The sequence below is a fragment of the Micromonospora sp. NPDC048905 genome (assembly GCF_040649655.1).
Lineage (GTDB): Bacteria > Actinomycetota > Actinomycetes > Mycobacteriales > Micromonosporaceae > Micromonospora.
In genome coordinates this window covers 190,943-209,109 of sequence record NZ_JBEZFV010000007.1, presented here as the reverse complement: position 1 = coordinate 209,109, position 18,167 = coordinate 190,943, and the positions used below count along the sequence as shown (strand labels likewise).

The window sequence follows — 18,167 nt, the reverse complement described above, 5'->3', positions numbered from 1 at the left end:
GTCACCTGTGCGCTTGGCGCTGCTCGGCTGTGGCACGGTCGGCCAGGAGGTGGTCCGGCTGCTGCACGAGCAGTCGGCCGACCTGACGGCCCGGATCGGCGCTCCACTGGAGATCGCCGGCATCGCCGTCCGCCGGCTCGGCCGCGACCGCGGTGACCTGCCCGTCGACGAGGCCCTGTTCACCACCGACGCGCTCGGCCTGATCAAACGCGACGACGTGGACGTGGTGATCGAGGTGGTCGGCGGTATCGAGCCGGCCCGGGGCTGGCTGGTCGAGGCGCTGCGGGCCGGCAAGAGCGTGGTCACCGCCAACAAGGCGCTGCTCGCCGAGGACGGGGTGGCCCTGCACGAGGCGGCGGCCGAGGGCGGCGGCGACCTCTACTACGAGGCGTCCGTGGCCGGTGCGATCCCGCTGCTGCGCCCGCTGCGCGAGTCGCTGCACGGGGACCGGATCAACCGGGTCACCGGCATCGTCAACGGCACCACCAACTTCATCCTCTCCGCAATGGACGCGACCGGCGCCGGCTTCGCCGAGGCCCTCGAAGAGGCCACCGCCCTGGGGTACGCGGAGGCCGACCCGACCGCCGACGTGGAGGGCTTCGACGCGGCGGCGAAGGCGGCGATCCTCGCCTCGCTGGCGTTCCACACCCGGGTCGGCGCGGCCGACGTGCACCGCGAGGGCATCACCGAGGTGACCGCCGCGGACATGGCCAGCGCCCAGGCGATGGGCTGCACGATCAAGCTGCTCTGCATCGCGGCCCGGGGCGTCGACCCCACCGGCCGGGAGACCGTGAGCGTCCGGGTGCACCCGGCGATGATCCCGCGCAGCCACCCGCTGGCCAGCGTCGGCGACGCGTTCAACGCGGTCTTCGTGGAGGCGGACGCGGCCGGGCAGTTGATGTTCTACGGTCGGGGCGCCGGGGGTGCGCCGACCGCCAGCGCGGTGCTCGGCGACGTGGTCGCGGTGTCCCGCAACCGGCTCGCCGGGGTGCGCGCGGCCAGCGAGAGCGCGTACGCGGCCCTGGCGGTCCGGCCGATGGGTGAGGCGTTGACCCGCTACCACGTCAGCCTGGACGTGGCCGACCGTCCGGGTGTGCTGGCCGCCGTGGCGGGCGTGTTCGCCCGGCACGACGTGTCGATCGCGACGGTGCGGCAGGGCTCGGCGGGTGGGTCGCCCGGCCGTGACGGCGACGCCGAGTTGGTCATCGTCACCCACGTGGCGCCGGACGCCGCGCTCGCCGCGACCGTCGGCGAGTTGCGCGGTCTGGACATTGTCCGGTCCGTGACCAGTGTGTTGCGGGTCGAGGGTGGCGCCTGATTCGTTGACACCATCGATGGGTGGGCTCGTGCGTCCCGACAGGTGGGTAAGCCGGGGTGTGCCATCGACCACTCCGGCAGGCTGGTCCAAGGTGGCCCTGATGCTCGGGTCGGTGCGGCGGTAGAGGCGAGGAGATCGACATGTGGCGGGGTTTGATCGAGGCGTACCGGGATCGGCTGCCGGTCACCGCGGCCACGCCGGTCGTCACGCTGCACGAGGGCAACACGCCGCTGTTGCCGGCGCCGGTGCTGTCCGCCCGGATCGGTTGCGACGTGCACCTCAAGGTGGAGGGCGCCAACCCGACCGGCTCGTTCAAGGACCGGGGGATGACCCTCGCGGTGTCGAAGGCGGTCGAGGCCGGCAACAAGGCCATCATCTGCGCCTCCACCGGCAACACCAGCGCCTCCGCGGCGGCGTACGCGGCGCGGGCCGGGCTCACCTGCGCGGTCCTGGTGCCGCAGGGCAAGATCGCGTTGGGCAAGCTGGCCCAGGCGCTGGTGCACGGCGCGAAGCTGCTCCAGGTCAGTGGCAACTTCGACGACTGCCTGTCGCTCGCCGCGAAGCTGGCCCAGGACCACCCGGTCGCGCTCGTCAACTCGGTGAACATCGACCGGTTGCACGGCCAGAAGACCGCCGCCTTCGAGGTCGTCGAGGCGCTCGGTGACGCGCCCGACATCCACTGCCTGCCGGTCGGCAACGCCGGCAACATCTCCGCCTACTGGATGGGCTACGCGGAGGATCGGGCCGCCGGCGCCACCACCCGCACGCCGAAGATGTACGGCTTCCAGGCGTCCGGTGCCGCCCCGATCGTGACCGGCCAGGTGGTGCCGGAGCCGTCGACGATCGCCACGGCGATCCGGATCGGCAACCCGGCGAGCTGGACCAAGGCACTGGACGCCCGGGACACCTCCGGTGGCCTGATCGCCGCGGTGACCGACCGGGAGATCCTTTCCGCGTACCGGCTGCTCGCCCGCGAGGTGGGGGTCTTCGTCGAGTTGGGCAGCGCGGCCAGCGTGGCCGGCCTGCTCCAGCAGGCTGAGGCGGGCGCGGTGCCGCCCGGGTCGACGGTGGTCTGCACGGTGACCGGCCACGGCCTCAAGGACCCGGAGTGGGCGATCTCCACGGCGCCGGCGCCGCTGACCATCGCGAACGACCCGATGGCCGCCGCTCGCGCCCTCGACCTGGCCTGAGCGCGCCGCCGGCCGCCCGCTGCGGGCAGGCCGGCGGTCGGGTGGTGAGACTGCGTCGGGGGCGGCGGGGGTTCCGGTGATCGAATCCGGCACACTTTCACGTATCCCCGCCCGCATTCTCGTTCAGGAGTGAACCAGGCCGATGTCGCTGCTTGCCAGATTCAGCCTCGCCAACCGAGGGCTGATCGCCCTCATCGCGGTGGTGACCACGGTGTTCGGAGTGTTCGCCGTGCCGTCGCTGAAGCAGCAACTGCTGCCGTCGCTCGAATTCCCGGCCGCGTTCATCGTGGCCCCCTACCCCGGTGCCGGCCCCGAGATCGTCGAGTCGCAGGTGACCGAGCCGATCGAGAACGCCCTCCAGGGCATTCCGGGGTTGGACAAGGTCACCTCCACGTCCCGCGAGGGGTCGGCCACCGTCCAGGTGACGTACGAGTTCGGCACCGACCTGGACGACGTGGTCAACAAGATGCAGACCGCGCTGAGCCGGATCGACGCCCAGCTGCCGGAGAGCGTCGACCCCCAGGTCATCGCCGGTAGCACCGACGACCTGCCGGCGGTGGTGCTGGCCGCGGCCGGCGCGGCGGACGAGCGGGCGCTCGCCGAGAAGCTCCAGGCGACGGTGGTGCCGGAGCTGGAGGGCATCGAGGGGGTACGCACGGTCGAGGTGACCGGCACCCGCGACGACGTCGTGGTGGTCACCCCGGACCCGGCGAAGCTGGCCGCGGCGCAGGTGCAGCCGACGGCGATCGGCGCGGCGCTGAAGACCAACGGCGTGGCCGTTCCGGCCGGCGCGGTGACCGACGGCGGGTTGGCCCTTCCGGTGCAGGTCGGTGCGCCGATCGCCAACCTGGAGGACCTCCGCGGCATCGTCGTCACCCCCGGCGCGACGCCGGTTCGTCTCGGTGATGTGGCGACGGTCGAGCAGCAGCTCGCACCGGCCACGGCGATCACCCGGACCAACGGCAAGGACAGCCTCGGCATCGCGGTCACCGCCGCCCCGGACGGCAACGCCGTGCAGATCTCGCACGAGATCCGGGACCGGCTCGCCGACCTGAAGGACGCCTCCGGTGCGGAGCTGACGGTCGTCTTCGACCAGGCGCCGTTCGTCGAGAAGTCGATCGAGTCGTTGACCACCGAGGGTCTGCTCGGCCTGGTGATGGCGGTCATCGTCATCCTGGTCTTCCTGCTGTCGGTGCGCTCGACGGTGGTCACCGCGGTCTCCATCCCGCTCTCCGTGCTGGTGGCGTTGATCGCCCTGTGGATCGGTGACTACTCGCTCAACCTGCTCACCCTCGGCGCGTTGACCATCGCGGTCGGCCGGGTGGTGGACGACTCGATCGTGGTGTTGGAGAACATCAAACGACACCTGGAGTACGGCGAGGAGAAGCGCCACGCCATCGTCACCGGCGTCCGTGAGGTCGCGGGTGCGGTGACCGCGTCCACCCTCACCACGGTGGCGGTGTTCGCGCCGATCGCGTTGGTCGGCGGGTTCGTGGGTCAGCTCTTCGCACCGTTCGCGATCACCGTGACGGTGGCGCTGCTCGCCTCGCTGCTGGTGTCGCTGACCGTGATCCCGGTGCTCGCGTACTGGTTCCTGAAGCCGCGTGGCGGCACCGCGGACGACGAGGCGGTGCGGCGTGGCGCGGAGGAGAAGGAGCTGCGCAGCCCGTTGCAGCGGGCGTACCTGCCGGTGGTCGGGTTCGCCACCCGCAAGCGGTCGACTCGGTGGATCACCGTCGGGCTCGGCCTGCTGGTGCTCTTCGGCACCTTCGGTCTGGCCCAGAAGCTGGAGACCAACTTCCTGGACGACTCCGGCCAGGACACCCTCAACATGAGCCAGGAGCTGCCGGCCGGAAGTGGCCTGGCGGCCACCGACGCGGCGGCCAGGCAGGTCGAGTCGGTGCTGTCGGCCACCAGGGGCGTCGAGACGTACCAGGTGACCGCCGGCGGTGGCGACAACCCGTGGGCGGGTGGCGGCGGCAACAACGTCGCCAGCTGGTCGTTGGCGCTCGACGGTGACACCGACGCGAAGCAGATGCGTGAGGTGTTGCGCAAGGAGTTCGACAAGCTCGGCGCCGGTGTGGGTGAGATCAGCTTCGGTGGCGGGCAGGAGGCGTCGACCAGCCAGCTGGAGGTGGTCGTCCAGGCCAGCGACCCGGAGGTGCTGACCCGGGCCGCCGAGGAGGCCCGGTCGGCGATGGCCGGCGTCCCGGACGTCGAGGATGTCTCCACCAGCCTGGCCGAGCGCGTGCCGCGGGTCGACGTGACCGTCGACCGGGTCGCCGCCGGCCGGGCCGGACTCACCGAGGCCGCCGTGGGGCAGCTCGTGTCCCAGGCGTTCCGGGGAGCGCCCCTGGGTCAGGTCTCGCTCGACGGCCAGCAGCAGAACGTGGTGCTGCGGCTGGGCACGCGGCCGCCGATGTCGGTGGAGGAGCTGCGGGCGCTGCCGGTGGGGTCGGTCAAGTTGGACGACATCGCGGACGTCACCCAGGGCGAGGGGCCGCAGCAGGTCACCCGGATCGACGGCGAGCGCAGCGTGTCGGTGACCGGTGCGGCGACCGGCTCGAACCTGGGCGCGACGAGCAAGGAGCTGCAGAAGCGGCTGGACGCCCTCGACGTGCCGGGCGCGAGCTTCACGATCGGTGGCGTCAGCGCGGATCAGGCGGATGCGTTCGGTGACCTGGGCCTGGCGGTGCTGGTGGCGATCGCGATCGTCTTCCTGATCATGGTGGCGACGTTCCGCAGCCTCACCCAGGCGCTGATCCTGCTGATCTCCATCCCGTTCGCGTCGACCGGCGCGATCGGTCTGCTGCTGGTCACCGGGACGCCACTCGGCGTGCCGGCGCTGATCGGCGTGCTGATGCTCGTCGGCATCGTGGTGACCAACGCGATCGTGCTGCTCGACCTGATCAACCAGTACCGGGCGCAGGGCATGGGCGTCCGGGAGGCGGTGGTCGAGGGCGGCCGGCGTCGACTGCGTCCGATTCTGATGACCGCGGTGGCGACCATCTTCGCGCTGCTGCCGATGGCGTTCGGGCTGACCGGTGAGGGCGGGTTCATCTCGCAGCCGCTGGCGGTGGTGGTGATCGGCGGTCTGCTCAGCTCCACGCTGCTCACCCTGATCCTGGTGCCGACGCTCTACACGATGGTGGAGCACACCAAGGAGTCGCTGCGGGACCGACGCGACCGGCGGCGCGCCGGCAGGTCGGAGGTGACCGCGGCGGAGACCGACGAGGTGTCGGCCCCGAACCAGGTGGCGGTGCCGAGCGGCGCACCTGCCGCGGCCGCGGCCGAGGGTGCGCAGCCGGCCGGGCGAGCCGCGCCGTCGGCCGCGCTGGTCGAGGGTACGGACCAGTTCGAGGTGCTGCGGCTGCCCCGTAGCCGTACCTCGCCGCTGCCTCCGTCGGAGTCGACCGAGTAGGTCGGACCGCGACTCGGAACGCCCCCGGCAGGGTTCTGCCGGGGGCGTTCCTGCGTCTGTCGACCGAAACACTCCGATCCGACCGGAGCCGCACCTTGTGTAACTTCTTGCGTACTCTTCGTAGATAGATGGGTGCGGGTGACGCAAGGGTGGGCGGATGGCCGACGGCACGCGAGGGTGGGGGCGGCGCGATCTGTTGCGCCGTGGCCTGCTGGTGGTCGGCGGGGTTGCCATCGGCGCCGGGGCGTCCGAGGCGTGGCAGGGCACCCATCGTCGGCTGCCGATCGCCGGCGGCCCCGCCAGCGCCACACTCGGAAACGGCCAGCAGGATGTCGGCGCCGGCGCGCTTGAGGTCTTCTGGTCGGGAAGGACCAGTCAGCGTCTGGTGGCCCTCACCTTCGACGACGGCCCGGCACCACAGTGGACTCCGATGGTGCTCGACACCCTGGCCCGGCACCAGGTTCCGGCCACGTTCTTCATGGTGGGCGCGCAGGTCCGCCGGCACGCCGACGTCGTCCGCGACCGGCTCGCGGGGCACGAGGTGGGCAACCACAGCTGGGACCACCGGGACCTGGCCGAGTTGGACGCCGTCGAGGCGTACGACGACCTGCGCCGGAGCCACGACGCGATCGCGGACGTGACCGGGACTCAGCCCCGGCTGCTTCGCCCACCGTACGGTCACCTGGGCGGGGCGGTGCTGCACGCGGCGGCGCGGCTGGACTACCGGCTGGTGCTCTGGTCGCTGCAGATGGTGGAGCGCGAGTTTCCCGACGACCCGGCCGGCCACGCCCGGCGGATCGTGGCTGAGGTCCGACCGGGAACGATCGTGCTCGGCCACGATGTGGGGGCCCATCGGCGACTGGTCGCGCTCCGCGGCCTGACCGACATGATCAATGGACTGCGGTCGCTTGGTTACACCTTCGTCACGGTTTCGGCGCTGCTGACAGCGAGCGTGGCCCCGACCCCGACCAGGTAAGGTGCCGCTCCGTGGCGTCCACCCTCTCGGTCCTGACCGGCAACCGGAGCTTCCGCAACCTCTTCCTGGCCGAACTGGTGGTCTTCGGCGCCGACTGGTTCGTCATGGTGCCGCTGCTGGTGCTGTTACCGCAGCTGACCGGCAGCGGGGTCTGGGGCGCGCTGGTGTTGGCGGTGGACACCGGCATCGTGGCGCTGCTGCTGCCGTACACCGGGACGATCGCCGACCGCTTCGACCGCCGGAAGATCATGATCGCGGCCAACGTGGCCGCGCTGGCCGGCGTGTTGCTGCTGCTCGGCGTGCGCGGCGCCGCCACGGCGTGGCTGGCGCTCGTCGCGATCGGGGTGGTCGCGGTGGCCAAGGCGTTCTATTCGCCGGCCGCGCAGGCCGCGCTGCCCAACGTGCTGGAGCCGCACGAGCTGGCCGCCGGTAACGCGGTCGCCGGCTCGGCCTGGGGCACCATGACCGTCGTCGGTGCCTCGCTCGGTGGCGTCCTCAGCACCGCTGCCGGCCCGTACGTCTGCTTCTGGGTGGCGGCGGTCGGCCTGGCGCTGGCCGCGGCCCTCGCCACCCGGATCCGCCGGCCGTTGCAGGCGCCACGGGACGCCGACCTGCCGGCCCAGCGGACCTGGGCCGCCGTCCGCGAGGCGCTCGGCTACATCGGTCACCGCCCCCGGGTGCTCGCGCTGGTCACGGTCAAGTCGGCGGTGGGCCTGGGCAACGGCGTGCTGACCGTGTTCCCGTTGCTGGCCGGCGTGTACGGCGTCGGCCCGCTCGGCGCCGGCCTGCTCTTCGCGGTGCGTGGGGCCGGTGCGTTGGTGGGGCCGATCCTGATGCGTCGGGTGCTCACCAACCGGGCGTGGTTGCTGCCCGGGCTCGCGCTGTCGATGTCGCTCTACGGGCTGTCCTATCTGGGCACGTCGGTGGTGCGTTGGTTCCCGTTGGTGCTGCTGCTGGTCTTCGTGGCGCACTTCGCCGGCGGCAGCAACTGGGTGATGTCGAACTTCGCCCTGCAGGGCGAGGTTCCGGACCGGTTGCGTGGGCGTGTCTTCGCCACCGACATGATGCTCGCGACGCTGGCGATCTCGGTGAGTCAGCTGGCCGTGGCCCTGGTCGTGGACGTGGTGGACGAACGGGTCGTGCTCGCCGGCTGCGGGCTGATCACCCTCGTGTACGCGGTCGGCTGGCGGATCGCCACCCGCCGGCTCACGCTCAGCGATCCGGTTGCGGAACCGGTCCCGAACCCGGCCGGCTGAACTCGGCGGTCCCAGGCAGCGGGCAACGGGCCGGTTCGTCGGTGCCGACGCCTAGCATGAGCGCGTGCCGACGAACTTCACCGCCGGGCCGGTCCGTGTCCGGGTCCCCGCGACCAGCGCCAACCTGGGTCCGGGCTTCGACGCGTTGGGTCTCGCCCTCGGGCTCTACGACGACGTGTCCGCCGAGGTCGCGCCGGGCGGGGTCCGGGTGACGGTGACCGGGCAGGGTGCCGGTGAGCTGCCGGACGACGACCGGCACCTGGTGGTGCGGGCCATGCGGGCCGTGTTCGACGTGCTCGACGCCCACCCCGAGGGCCTGAGCGTGGAGTGCGTCAACCGGATCCCGCAGGCGCGCGGGCTGGGCTCCTCGTCCGCCGCGATCGTCGCCGGGGTGCTGCTGGCCCGTGCCCTGGTCACCGACGGGGAGCACCGGCTGGACGACGGGGCCGCGCTCCGGCTGGCCGCCGAGATCGAGGGCCATCCCGACAACGTCGCACCGTGCCTGCTCGGCGGCTTCACGGTGGCCTGGTCCGAGCCGACGGGCGCGCGGGCGGTGTCCCTGCCGGTCGCGGACGGGGTGCTGCCCACCGTCTTCGTCCCGGCGGAGCGCGGGTTGACCGCTGCCGCGCGGGCCGCGTTGCCGGCCACCGTGCCGCACGGCGACGCCGCGTTGACCGCGGGGCGGGCGGCTCTGCTGGTGCACGCGCTCACCGCCGACCCGGGGCTGCTGCTGCCGGCGACCGTCGACCGACTCCACCAGGACTACCGCGCATCCGGGATGCCAGGCACATCGGCGCTGGTCAGAGCGTTGCGAGCGGCTGGTGTGGCAGCCGTGGTCAGTGGGGCCGGCCCCACCGTGCTGGCGTTCAGCGAGCCCCCGGAGGGCTTCCCGGTGGGAACAGACTGGGAAATCTGGCAGTTACCGATAGACGTCAGCGGTGCGCGGGTTGCTCGGGGTAGACTTGGACACGCCGAGCGGGGCCCTGTTGCCGCAGGTCGGAAGAGTTGATTACGCTCTAGACCTAGCACAGCCGCGAAGCACGCGATCTCCTGCGAGGCGGCGCACCCCGAAGCTCTCGGCGGTCAGCCCGTCACACCCCTGCCAAAGGCCCACGCCGCACCGCAGATTCCACAGGTCGCCGCAGACGGCGAGACCTGCTCACCGACGTTGGTGAGTCGGGATACCGACCGGCTGCTGTGTCACAGACTCCCGCGACGCGTCCTTGCGAGGCGGGTGCACCGAGGCCGCCCGGCCACCTTAGTTCCGACTCCGGGCAGTCCCGGCCTTTATCGAGGGAAGGAATCCATTGAGCGACACCACCGACGTGACGTCGGATGTTTCCAACGTCGCTGGCGATGCCACCGCCGCCGCTCCCGCCCGTCGTCGGCGTAGCGGCACCGGTCTGTCGGCGATGCTGCTGCCAGAGCTGCAGAGCCTGGCTGCGTCGCTCGGCATCTCCGGCACGGCTCGCATGCGCAAGGGCGAGCTGATCGCCGCGATTTCCGAGCGGCAGGGCGGCAACGCCGCCGGGACCCCTCGACCGCGGGCCGAGGTCGCGGCCGCAGCAGCCCCGACCCGTGAGGGGGTGCGCGCCGAGGTGCGGGAGACCGCCGACCGGCCGGCCGCCGAAGGACGTGGCGCCGAGCCGGCAGCGGCTGAGCCAGCCCCCGAAACCGAGGGCCGTGGTCGCACCCGGCGGAGCCGGGCCGCAGCGGCGGAGACCCGTCCGGCTGAGGCGCGTTCGACCGAGACGGCACGTCCGGCCGAGACGCGTACCGACGAGGCGGAAGCCGGCGACCGGGCCGACCGTGGCGAGAACCGCCGCGAGCGGGCCGAGCGTCCGGAGCGCACCGAGCGGGCCGAGCGTCCGGAGCGGGCCGAGCGCACCGAGCGGGCCGAGCGCACCGAGCGGGCCGAGCGTCCGGAGCGGGCCGAGCGGGCCGAGCGGGCCGAGCGGGCCGAGCGTCCGGAACGTGCCGAGCGCACCGAGCGCGTGGACCGCACCGAGCGCTCCGACCGGGGCGAGCGGGCGGATCGTGCCGAGCGCAACGACCGGGGCGAGCGGGCCGAGCGCGGCGAGCGGAACGAGCGCACGGAGCGCTCCGACCGGGGCGAGCGCAACGACCGCAACGACCGGGGCGACCGGGGCGACCGCAACGACCGTGGTCAGCGTGTCGAGCGTGTCGAGCGGGACAACGACGACGATGACGGCGAGGGCGGCGGCCGGCGTGGCCGGCGCAGCCGTTTCCGGGACCGTCGTCGCGGGCGCGGTGAGCGCACCGAGACCGGCACCGACACCGGTGGGCGTGAGCCGCAGGTCAGCGAGGACGACGTGCTCGTCCCGGTGGCCGGCATCATCGACGTGCTCGACAACTACGCCTTCGTGCGGACCACCGGCTACCTGGCCGGCCCGAACGACGTGTACGTCTCGATGTCCCAGATCAAGAAGTACGGCCTGCGCCGCGGTGACGCGATCACCGGTGCGGTGCGGGCGGCCCGCGAGGGCGGTAACAGCGGCGACCAGCGGCGCGACAAGTACAACCCGCTGATGCGGCTGGACACGATCAACGGGATGGAGCCGGAGGAGGCCCGGCGTCGTCCGGAGTTCTACAAGCTCACTCCGCTCTACCCGCAGGAGCGCCTGCGCCTGGAGACCGAGCCGCACATCCTGACCACCCGGGTCATCGACCTGGTCATGCCGATCGGCAAGGGCCAGCGGGCACTCATCCAGTCGCCGCCGAAGGCGGGTAAGACGATGGTGCTGCAGGCGATCGCGAACGCGATCACCCGCAACAACCCGGAGTGCCACCTGATGGTGGTGCTGGTCGACGAGCGGCCTGAAGAGGTCACCGACATGCAGCGGTCGATCAAGGGCGAGGTCATCGCGGCCACGTTCGACCGTCCGCCGCAGGACCACACCACGGTGGCCGAGCTGGCCATCGAGCGGGCCAAGCGCCTGGTCGAGCTTGGACACGACGTGGTCGTGCTGCTCGACTCGGTGACCCGGCTCGGTCGGTCGTACAACCTGGCGGCTCCGGCCAGCGGCCGGATCATGTCGGGTGGTATCGACTCCACGGCGCTCTACCCGCCGAAGCGCTTCCTCGGCGCGGCGCGCAACATCGAGAACGGCGGGTCGTTGACCATCATCGCCACGGCGCTGGTGGAGACCGGTTCCATGGCGGACACGGTCATCTTCGAGGAGTTCAAGGGCACCGGCAACGCGGAGCTGAAGCTGGACCGGAAGATCGCCGACAAGCGGACCTTCCCGGCCATCGACATCAACCCGTCCGGCACCCGGAAGGAAGAGGTCCTGCTCGCACCCGAGGAGCTGGCCATCATCCACAAGCTCCGGAAGGTGCTGCACTCGCTGGACTCGCAGGCGGCGATGGATCTCCTGCTGGACCGGCTCAAGCAGTCCCGTACCAACATCGAGTTCCTGATGCAGATCGCGAAGTCGACGCCGGGGGAGTAACCAGTCCCGGGTGATCGACGACGAAGGGGCACGGCCGTCCTGGCCGTGCCCCTTCGCGGCTCAGAAGTCGCCGTCGGCCACCTGGAAGACGGTGAGGCCGAGGGCTCGCCACATCTGGACCACCTGGGCACGGTCGTCGAAGACACCGGCCACCCGGTAACGGTCCCGGATCTCCCGGTCGTAGATCTCCCGCTTCACGGCCGAGTCCTTCCGCGAGTCGCCGACGGCGCGCAGGTGCAGGCCGAGGTACGGCACCTGGACGTGCTGGTCCAGCCAGGCCTCGGTGGCCGCTCGGGCGGAGGCGTCCCGCCCGGAGCAGAAGACCACCCCGTATCCGGCGGCGTGCATCGCCCGGACCGCCGCGATCACCGCCGTGTTCGGCGCGTCTTCGCCCACCCGGGTCATGTCGTACGGGCTGCGGGACACGGCCAGCGCGACGGTGCCGTCGATGTCCACCAGGACGATCTCCGGTGGCTCGGTCGACGGCGGGTGCACCACGGCGGGGCGTCCGGTGCGGGCCTGCGGCACCGGCAACGGCAGGGTCCGCCCCTCCAGGTACCGCTCGTGCAGCTGACGGATCGCGTCCGCGCCGACCTGGTCGGCAGGTGGGCGCGCGGCGTCGCGGCGCAGGCACTCGTCAAGTGGCACGTCGGTGAAGTCGTGCACCTCGAAATCAGCGCCGTGCCGGGCGGCCAGGTCGGCCCAGCCCCGCAGGGCCCGCGAGCGCAGGTTGGTGTCGTCCACGCAGACGTCCACCCGGGCGCGCAGCAACGCCTCGACCTGGGACCGCTGTGCGACGGTCACCTGGGCCTCGGCCCACTGGGTGAAGAGCCGCTCGCCGTGCAGCATCCGGCGCAGGTCGTCCCGGTTCACCCGGGCCACGGACGGTTGGAGCGTTCGGGCGAAGGTCGTCTTACCCGAGGCGGGTAGTCCGCGGGTGGCGATCAGGCGGGTCACCGGTATCCCTCCGGCTCGTGGGACGTACCCCCGGCGGGGTACGCGGCGGCGGACCGCCGGGTGGGCGAATGCCCCGCCGGGCGGCGGGAATGCGGGTGGGGTAGCACGTGTTGACGATGCCGGACGAGGTGTGCGGCCCGATTACCGGGTCGGCTCAGGCCCATGGCACACTGGTCAATCGGCCACCGGTTCCGGTTCACGCCCGAGCCCGTCGTGTACGGCGCGACGAGTGATGACGGCGACCCGGCGACCACCAACGAGAGGACCGAGGCGATGAAGGCAAACATCCACCCGGAGTACGTGACCACCGAGGTCAGCTGCTCCTGTGGCAACACGTTCACGACCCGCAGCACCGCCAAGGGCGGCACGATCCACGCCGAGACCTGCAGCGCCTGCCACCCGTTCTACACCGGTAAGCAGCGCGTTCTCGACACCGCCGGCCGGGTCGCGAAGTTCCAGCAGAAGTACGCCAAGGTTCAGGCCAAGAAGGCCAAGTAACTCCTCGTTCGGCGCCCGCGTCCGGTTTTCCACCGGGCGCGGGCGCCGTCCGCGTTGTGCCCTGTTACGCAGCCGGCGGCCTTCGGCCCGGCCGGCTTCGCACCGTCGAAGGAGCATCCGCAGCATGAGCAGCGAGCGTCTGGCCGCCCTCCTCGACGAGTACGCGACGCTGGAGAAGCGGTTGGCCGATCCGGCCATCCACGCCGACCAGGCCACCGCGCGCAGGGTGGGTCGCCGCTACGCGGAGCTGGTGCCCCTGCACAAGGCCGCTGCCGAGCTGGAGCAGACCCGCGCCGACCTGTCCGCGGCTCGTGAGTTGGCTGCCGAGGACCCGTCCTTCGCGGGCGAGGCGGAGTCCATCGCCGGATCCGTGCCGATGCTGGAGGAGCGCCTCGCCGAGCTGCTCATTCCGCGTGACCCCCACGACGCCAAGGACGTGATCGTCGAGATCAAGGCCGGTGAGGGTGGCGAGGAGTCGGCTCTCTTCGCCGCTGACCTGCTGCGGATGTACACCCGCTACGCCGAGCGGCACGGCTGGATCACCGAGGTGATCGACGCCCAGGATTCCGACCTCGGCGGGGTCAAGGACGTCTCGCTGGCGATCAAGACGAAGGGTGTGCCGGAGGGCGGCAACGGCGTCTGGTCGCGACTCAAGTGGGAGGGCGGTGTGCACCGGGTGCAGCGGGTCCCGGTCACCGAGTCGCAGGGCCGCATCCACACCAGCGCCGCCGGAGTGCTGGTGCTGCCCGAGGCCGAGGACGTCGACGTCACCCTCGACCAGAACGAGCTGCGCATCGACGTGTTCCGTTCGTCCGGCCCGGGTGGTCAGTCGGTGAACACCACCGACTCCGCGGTGCGGATCACCCACCTGCCGACCGGCATCGTCGTCTCCTGCCAGAACGAGAAGTCCCAGTTGCAGAACCGGGAGCAGGCCATGCGGATCCTGCGCGCCCGGCTGCTCGCCGCCGCGCAGGAGCAGGCCGACGCCGCCGCCTCGGACGCCCGCAAGGCGCAGGTGCGCACGGTCGACCGCTCGGAGCGGATCCGCACCTACAACTACCCGCAGAACCGGATCAGCGACCACCGGATCGGCTACACGGCGTACAACCTGGACCTGGCGCTCGCCGGCGACCTGGACGGGGTGCTGGACGCGCTCGCCGAGGCCGACCGCGCCGCCCGGCTCGCCGGCGACACCGAGCTGACCCGCCGCTGACCGCCGCCGCGCCCCGCCGCTGTCCGCCGGGCGATCAGCTCGCGCGGGGACGCGACTTGGCGCGGAGCATGGCCCGGTCGGCCTGCTCGAAGGCGACGCCGAGGGCGTCCCGCAGCCCACCGCCGCCGGAGACCTCCGCGAAGCCGATGCTCACCCCGACCGGGGTCCCCGGCACCAGCGACTCCCAGTCTTCGAGTCGGACGGCGGCCTCGATCCGGCGGGCCACCTCGGCGGCCTCGCGCATGCCGGTGTCCGGCAGCACCACCACGAACTCGTCGCCGCCGTAGCGGGCCACGAAGTCACCCCGGCGCATCACCCGGTTGATCACTCCGGCGATGCGTTGCAGCACCAGGTCACCGGAGTGGTGCCCGTGGCGGGTGTTGACCGCCTTGAAGCCGTCCAGGTCGCAGACACCGATCACCACCCGGTCGCCTCGGGTGACCACGGCGGTGATGTAGCGCTCCAACCGGCGGCGGTTGGGCAGCCCGGTGAGCGGGTCGGTCAACGCCTCGCCCTCGAACCGTGCCGCCTCGCGGCGCATCTCCTCGTGGTCGATCCGGGCGGCGATGCCGTCGATGTAGACGTCGCGCAGCCGATCGTTGCGTTGGGCGGCGAGCCGGAACGCCAGCCGGTCGGCCCGGTGCGCCGCCGCGTGGTCGCCGGCACGGGCCAGCGCGATGCTGCGCAGTCGGGCCGGCTCGGCCGCCCCGAGCGTCTCGTTGGAGACCTGGACGGTGTCCAGTCGGGCGACCGCCTCGATCGGCCGGCCGTCGGCGACGGCGAGGCACACCTGCCCGAGCTGACGCAGGTCGCGAGCGCGGGAGCTGTCCCCACCGTGGCTGATCAGGCGGGCCGGTTCGGCTTTCCCGTCGGTCTCCACCTGGTCGCCGAGCGCGGCCTGCCGGGCCGACGCGTAGCCGTACGCGGCGAGGCTGCTCGGGCGCAGCCGCCCGGCCCGCCCGGAGTCGATGAAGCGGGCCAGGTCGGCGGCCACGTCCCGGAGCACCCGCAGGCAGCCGTCGCTGTCGCCGTTGTGGTCCAGTGCCACGGCGTTGCGCAGCCGGATGCCCGGCGCGGCGAACGTCTCCTCGGGGATCCCGGCGGTGAGACCGAGTTGCCGGGCTCGTTCGATGGCCCCCAGGGCGTATCCGTGGAAGCTGAGGTAGCTGTACGCCATGGCCAGGTCGTGCCAGCCCCAGGCGGTGTCCCGGTCCGGGTCTTCGACGGCGCCCAGCGCGCGGGCGGCTCGGACGAGGTGCGTGACCGAACGGTCCAGTGCGCCCTGGTGGTGTGCGGCGAGGGCGGCGAGCGCGTTGAGGTGCCCGTGCAGGTAGGGCTCGGCGAGATCGCGGACGGCCGCCGACGCCTCCTCGATGGCCCGGGTGAACTCCGCCGTCCGACCGAGATTGATCAGGGCGGAGAGGCGCTGCACCATCGCGTCCGCACGCGCCGCCGGATCGGTGGTGGTGCGGATCACACGTTCGAGCAGGACGTACGACTCCGCGGAGCGACTGGCCTCCTGCAGCGCCCGGGCGCGCGTGAGGAAGTCAACCTGGTCATCGACCCGGTCGAGCCACCCCACCCGCCGACCTCCTGTCGTGTGCGCCGCCCGCGCACCCGTTGGTCGCGCTGCCCGCGACGCATCATGATTGTCGCGTGACCACTCTGCCGCAACACCCCCCCGAAGGGACAGGCCCCACCCGCCCGTCCGCCGCGGTGGCTCGGGTGGCCCGCGCGCTCGCCGCCGCCGGGGTCGGCTCGGCCCGGGCGGAGGCGGAGGTGCTGGCCGCGTACGTGCTGGGGGTCTCCCGAGGCCGGCTGGCTCTCGCCGACGACCTGAACGAGGAGCAGTTGGCGCGGCTCGACGAGCTGACGCGCCGTCGGGCCGCGCGGGTGCCGTTGCAGCATCTGACCGGCCGGGCCGGGTTCCGGCACCTCGACCTGTCGGTCGGGCCGGGTGTGTTCGTGCCCCGGCCGGAGACCGAGCTGCTGGCCGGCTGGGGTGTCGAGCAGGCCCGGGGCCGTACCGACCCGGTGGTGGTCGACCTCTGCAGCGGCTCGGGGGCGATCGCGCTGGCGGTGGCGCAGGAGGTGCCGGGTGCGCGGGTGATCGCGGTGGAGCGGTCCCCGCGGGCGCTGGCCTGGTTGCGGCGCAACGCGGCGGAGCGGGCCGCGTCGGGAGACCGGCCGATCGAGGTGGTCGAGGCGGACGTGACCGCGCCGGACCTGCTGGCGTCCCTGGTGGGCTCGGTGGACGTGCTGCTCTGCAACCCGCCGTACGTGCCGGACGACGTGGTGGTCCCGCCGGAGGTGGCCGGGCACGACCCCGCGGAGGCGGTCTTCGGCGGCGCGGACGGCCTGGCGGTGATCCGGCCGGTCGTCAGCCGTGCGGCGGTGCTGCTGCGCGCGGGCGGCGTGCTCGGGGTGGAGCACGACGACACCCACGGCGCGGCGGTTCCCGCGCTGCTTGCCGGCGACGGTGGCTTCACCGCTGTCACGGCGCATCTGGACCTCACCGGACGTCCCCGTTACGCCACCGCGTCCCGACGGGCGGACGGCCAGCACGCCCCGATCGGGGCGGCGTGGCAGACTGACTCCTCGTGATGCTTTACGACTGCCGATCGCCCGCCGATCGGGACCGCGGCATCGCTGCGGCCATCGAGGCGGTCAAGAACGGCGAGCTTGTCGTCCTCCCGACGGACACCGTCTACGGGATCGGCGCGGACGCGTTCACCCCGTACGCGGTCAAGGCCCTGCTGGATGCCAAGGGCCGGGGTCGGCAGATGCCGCCGCCGGTGCTGATCGGCTCGCGGCACACCCTGGACGGGTTGGTCTTCTCGCTGCCCACCGCAGCCCGGGACCTGGTGGAGGCGTTCTGGCCGGGTGCGCTGACGATCGTGGTCGAGCACTCGCCGAGCCTCCAGTGGGACCTGGGCGACAAGACCGGCACGGTGGCGGTGCGGATGCCGCTGCACCCGGTGGCGCTCGAGGTGCTGCGGGAGACCGGCCCGATGGCGGTCTCGTCGGCCAACAAGACCGGCCAGCCCGCCGCGGTGACCGCCGAGGAGGCACGGGACCAGCTCAGCTACTCGGTGCGGGCCTACCTGGAGGCCGGGCCGTGCCCGGATCCGGTGCCCAGCACGATCGTGGATCTGACCGGTGAGGTGCCGCAACTGCTGCGGGCCGGGGCGATCCCGTTGGAGAAGCTGCGCGACGTCGTTCCGGACCTCGTCGACGGTCGGGGGGTCTGAGTGCCCCCGTTCACGGTCCTGCACGTCTGCATGGGCAACATCTGCCGCTCCCCGATGGCGGAGCGGCTGCTCGCTCTGGCGGTGCGGGAGCGGTTGACGCGGCGTGCGCAGGACCCGGCCCAGGCCGATAATTTGCTGCACAGCCACAGCGCCGGCACGGGTGGTTGGCACGCGGGCGAGGAGATGAATCCGCCGGCGGCCCGGCAGGTCACCGGCCGTGGTGGGGACGTCGAGGGGTTCGCCGCGCGCAAGCTGCGGTCGGACCACATCGACGCCGCCGACCTGGTGCTGACCGCCACCGCCGACCAGCAGGAGTACGTGGTGGCGTTGCGGCCGGACGCGGCGGCCCGCACGTTCGTGCTGGGTGAGTTCGGTCGGCTGCTGGCCGCGGTGGACGCCGCCGCGTTGCCGCCGGGTGACGCGACCCCGGAGGCCGTGTACGCCCGGGGGGTGGCCCTGGTGGCAGCGGCCCACGACGCCCGGTTGGGCGCCTCGGCGTTGACGACGGACGATCTGGACGACCCGTGGGGCCGTGGTGACCAGTGCTTCAGCCGGGTCGCCGACGAGATCGAGGAGACGGTTCACCCGCTGGCCGGCGCGCTGCTGCCCTGATT

The 18,167-nt window shown here is 72.4% G+C and carries 14 protein-coding genes; 12 read left to right on the top strand and 2 right to left on the bottom strand.

All coding sequences use genetic code 11. From position 1 onward, the window contains the following. The first annotated feature begins 7 nt into the window (after positions 1-7). From AB0C01_RS20200 to rho, 7 genes are all read left to right on the top strand, one after another. A complete protein-coding gene (locus AB0C01_RS20200; RefSeq protein ID WP_357247143.1) occupies positions 8-1,318 on the top strand; it encodes a homoserine dehydrogenase in 1,311 nt (436 codons plus the stop codon). Between the two features lie 140 nt (positions 1,319-1,458). Further along, positions 1,459-2,508, top strand: a complete 1,050-nt coding sequence (gene thrC / locus AB0C01_RS20195) for a threonine synthase (RefSeq protein WP_357246418.1) — start codon at positions 1,459-1,461, stop codon at positions 2,506-2,508. 142 nt (positions 2,509-2,650) lie between these two features. Next, entirely contained in the window at positions 2,651-5,929 is a 3,279-nt protein-coding gene (locus AB0C01_RS20190) for an efflux RND transporter permease subunit (RefSeq protein WP_357571803.1), read from the top strand. A 157-nt stretch (positions 5,930-6,086) separates the two neighbouring features. Beyond that, entirely contained in the window at positions 6,087-6,905 is an 819-nt protein-coding gene (locus tag AB0C01_RS20185; protein ID WP_357571802.1) for a polysaccharide deacetylase family protein, read from the top strand. Between the two features lie 11 nt (positions 6,906-6,916). After that, a complete protein-coding gene (locus AB0C01_RS20180) occupies positions 6,917-8,161 on the top strand; it encodes an MFS transporter (protein ID WP_357571801.1) in 1,245 nt (414 codons plus the stop codon). Positions 8,162-8,225: 64 nt separating this feature from the next. Next, a complete protein-coding gene (gene thrB / locus AB0C01_RS20175; RefSeq protein ID WP_357571800.1) occupies positions 8,226-9,170 on the top strand; it encodes a homoserine kinase in 945 nt (314 codons plus the stop codon). Between the two features lie 298 nt (positions 9,171-9,468). After that, positions 9,469-11,634, top strand: coding sequence for a transcription termination factor Rho (rho, locus tag AB0C01_RS20170; protein ID WP_357571799.1), 2,166 nt, complete (start codon positions 9,469-9,471; stop codon positions 11,632-11,634). Positions 11,635-11,694: 60 nt separating this feature from the next. Here the strand turns inward: rho and AB0C01_RS20165 are convergent, their stop codons facing one another. Next, positions 11,695-12,591 carry an AAA family ATPase gene (locus AB0C01_RS20165; protein ID WP_357571798.1) on the bottom strand — a complete coding sequence of 299 codons (897 nt, stop codon included), beginning with the start codon at positions 12,589-12,591 and terminating at the stop codon, positions 11,695-11,697. Positions 12,592-12,864: 273 nt separating this feature from the next. Between AB0C01_RS20165 and rpmE the strand changes: the two genes are divergently transcribed. Continuing rightward, a complete protein-coding gene (gene rpmE, locus AB0C01_RS20160) occupies positions 12,865-13,089 on the top strand; it encodes a 50S ribosomal protein L31 (RefSeq protein ID WP_355008073.1) in 225 nt (74 codons plus the stop codon). Positions 13,090-13,213: 124 nt separating this feature from the next. Continuing rightward, complete coding sequence (gene prfA / locus AB0C01_RS20155) at positions 13,214-14,302, top strand: peptide chain release factor 1 (RefSeq protein ID WP_357246399.1); 1,089 nt, start codon at positions 13,214-13,216, stop codon at positions 14,300-14,302. Between the two features lie 34 nt (positions 14,303-14,336). Here prfA and AB0C01_RS20150 read toward each other — a convergent pair whose 3' ends face one another. Continuing rightward, complete coding sequence (locus AB0C01_RS20150) at positions 14,337-15,884, bottom strand: GGDEF domain-containing protein (RefSeq protein WP_357246397.1); 1,548 nt, start codon at positions 15,882-15,884, stop codon at positions 14,337-14,339. Positions 15,885-15,958: 74 nt separating this feature from the next. On the opposite strand from AB0C01_RS20150, the gene prmC reads away from it, so the two are divergent. From prmC to AB0C01_RS20135, 3 genes are read left to right on the top strand one after another with little or no spacing between them, the layout of a single operon-like run. Beyond that, positions 15,959-16,906 carry a peptide chain release factor N(5)-glutamine methyltransferase gene (gene prmC / locus AB0C01_RS20145; RefSeq protein WP_357246394.1) on the top strand — a complete coding sequence of 316 codons (948 nt, stop codon included), beginning with the start codon at positions 15,959-15,961 and terminating at the stop codon, positions 16,904-16,906. Beyond that, positions 16,906-17,553, top strand: a complete 648-nt coding sequence (locus tag AB0C01_RS20140) for an L-threonylcarbamoyladenylate synthase (RefSeq protein ID WP_204945979.1) — start codon at positions 16,906-16,908, stop codon at positions 17,551-17,553. The genes prmC and AB0C01_RS20140 overlap by 1 nt, the downstream gene beginning before the upstream one ends. Further along, on the top strand, positions 17,554-18,165 hold the full coding sequence (locus tag AB0C01_RS20135; protein ID WP_357571797.1) for a phosphotyrosine protein phosphatase: 612 nt from the start codon (positions 17,554-17,556) through the stop codon (positions 18,163-18,165). The last annotated feature ends 2 nt before the right edge of the window (positions 18,166-18,167 follow it).

Excerpts from the sequence above, each read along its gene's own strand:
- thrC (WP_357246418.1), top strand. The coding sequence starts at position 1,459 with ATGTGGCGGGGTTTGATCGAGGCGTACCGGGATCGGCTGCCGGTCACC.
- AB0C01_RS20190 (WP_357571803.1), top strand. The coding sequence starts at position 2,651 with ATGTCGCTGCTTGCCAGATTCAGCCTCGCCAACCGAGGGCTGATCGCC.
- AB0C01_RS20185 (WP_357571802.1), top strand. The coding sequence starts at position 6,087 with ATGGCCGACGGCACGCGAGGGTGGGGGCGGCGCGATCTGTTGCGCCGT.
- rpmE (WP_355008073.1), top strand. The coding sequence starts at position 12,865 with ATGAAGGCAAACATCCACCCGGAGTACGTGACCACCGAGGTCAGCTGC.
- prfA (WP_357246399.1), top strand. The coding sequence starts at position 13,214 with ATGAGCAGCGAGCGTCTGGCCGCCCTCCTCGACGAGTACGCGACGCTG.
- AB0C01_RS20140 (WP_204945979.1), top strand. The coding sequence starts at position 16,906 with ATGCTTTACGACTGCCGATCGCCCGCCGATCGGGACCGCGGCATCGCT.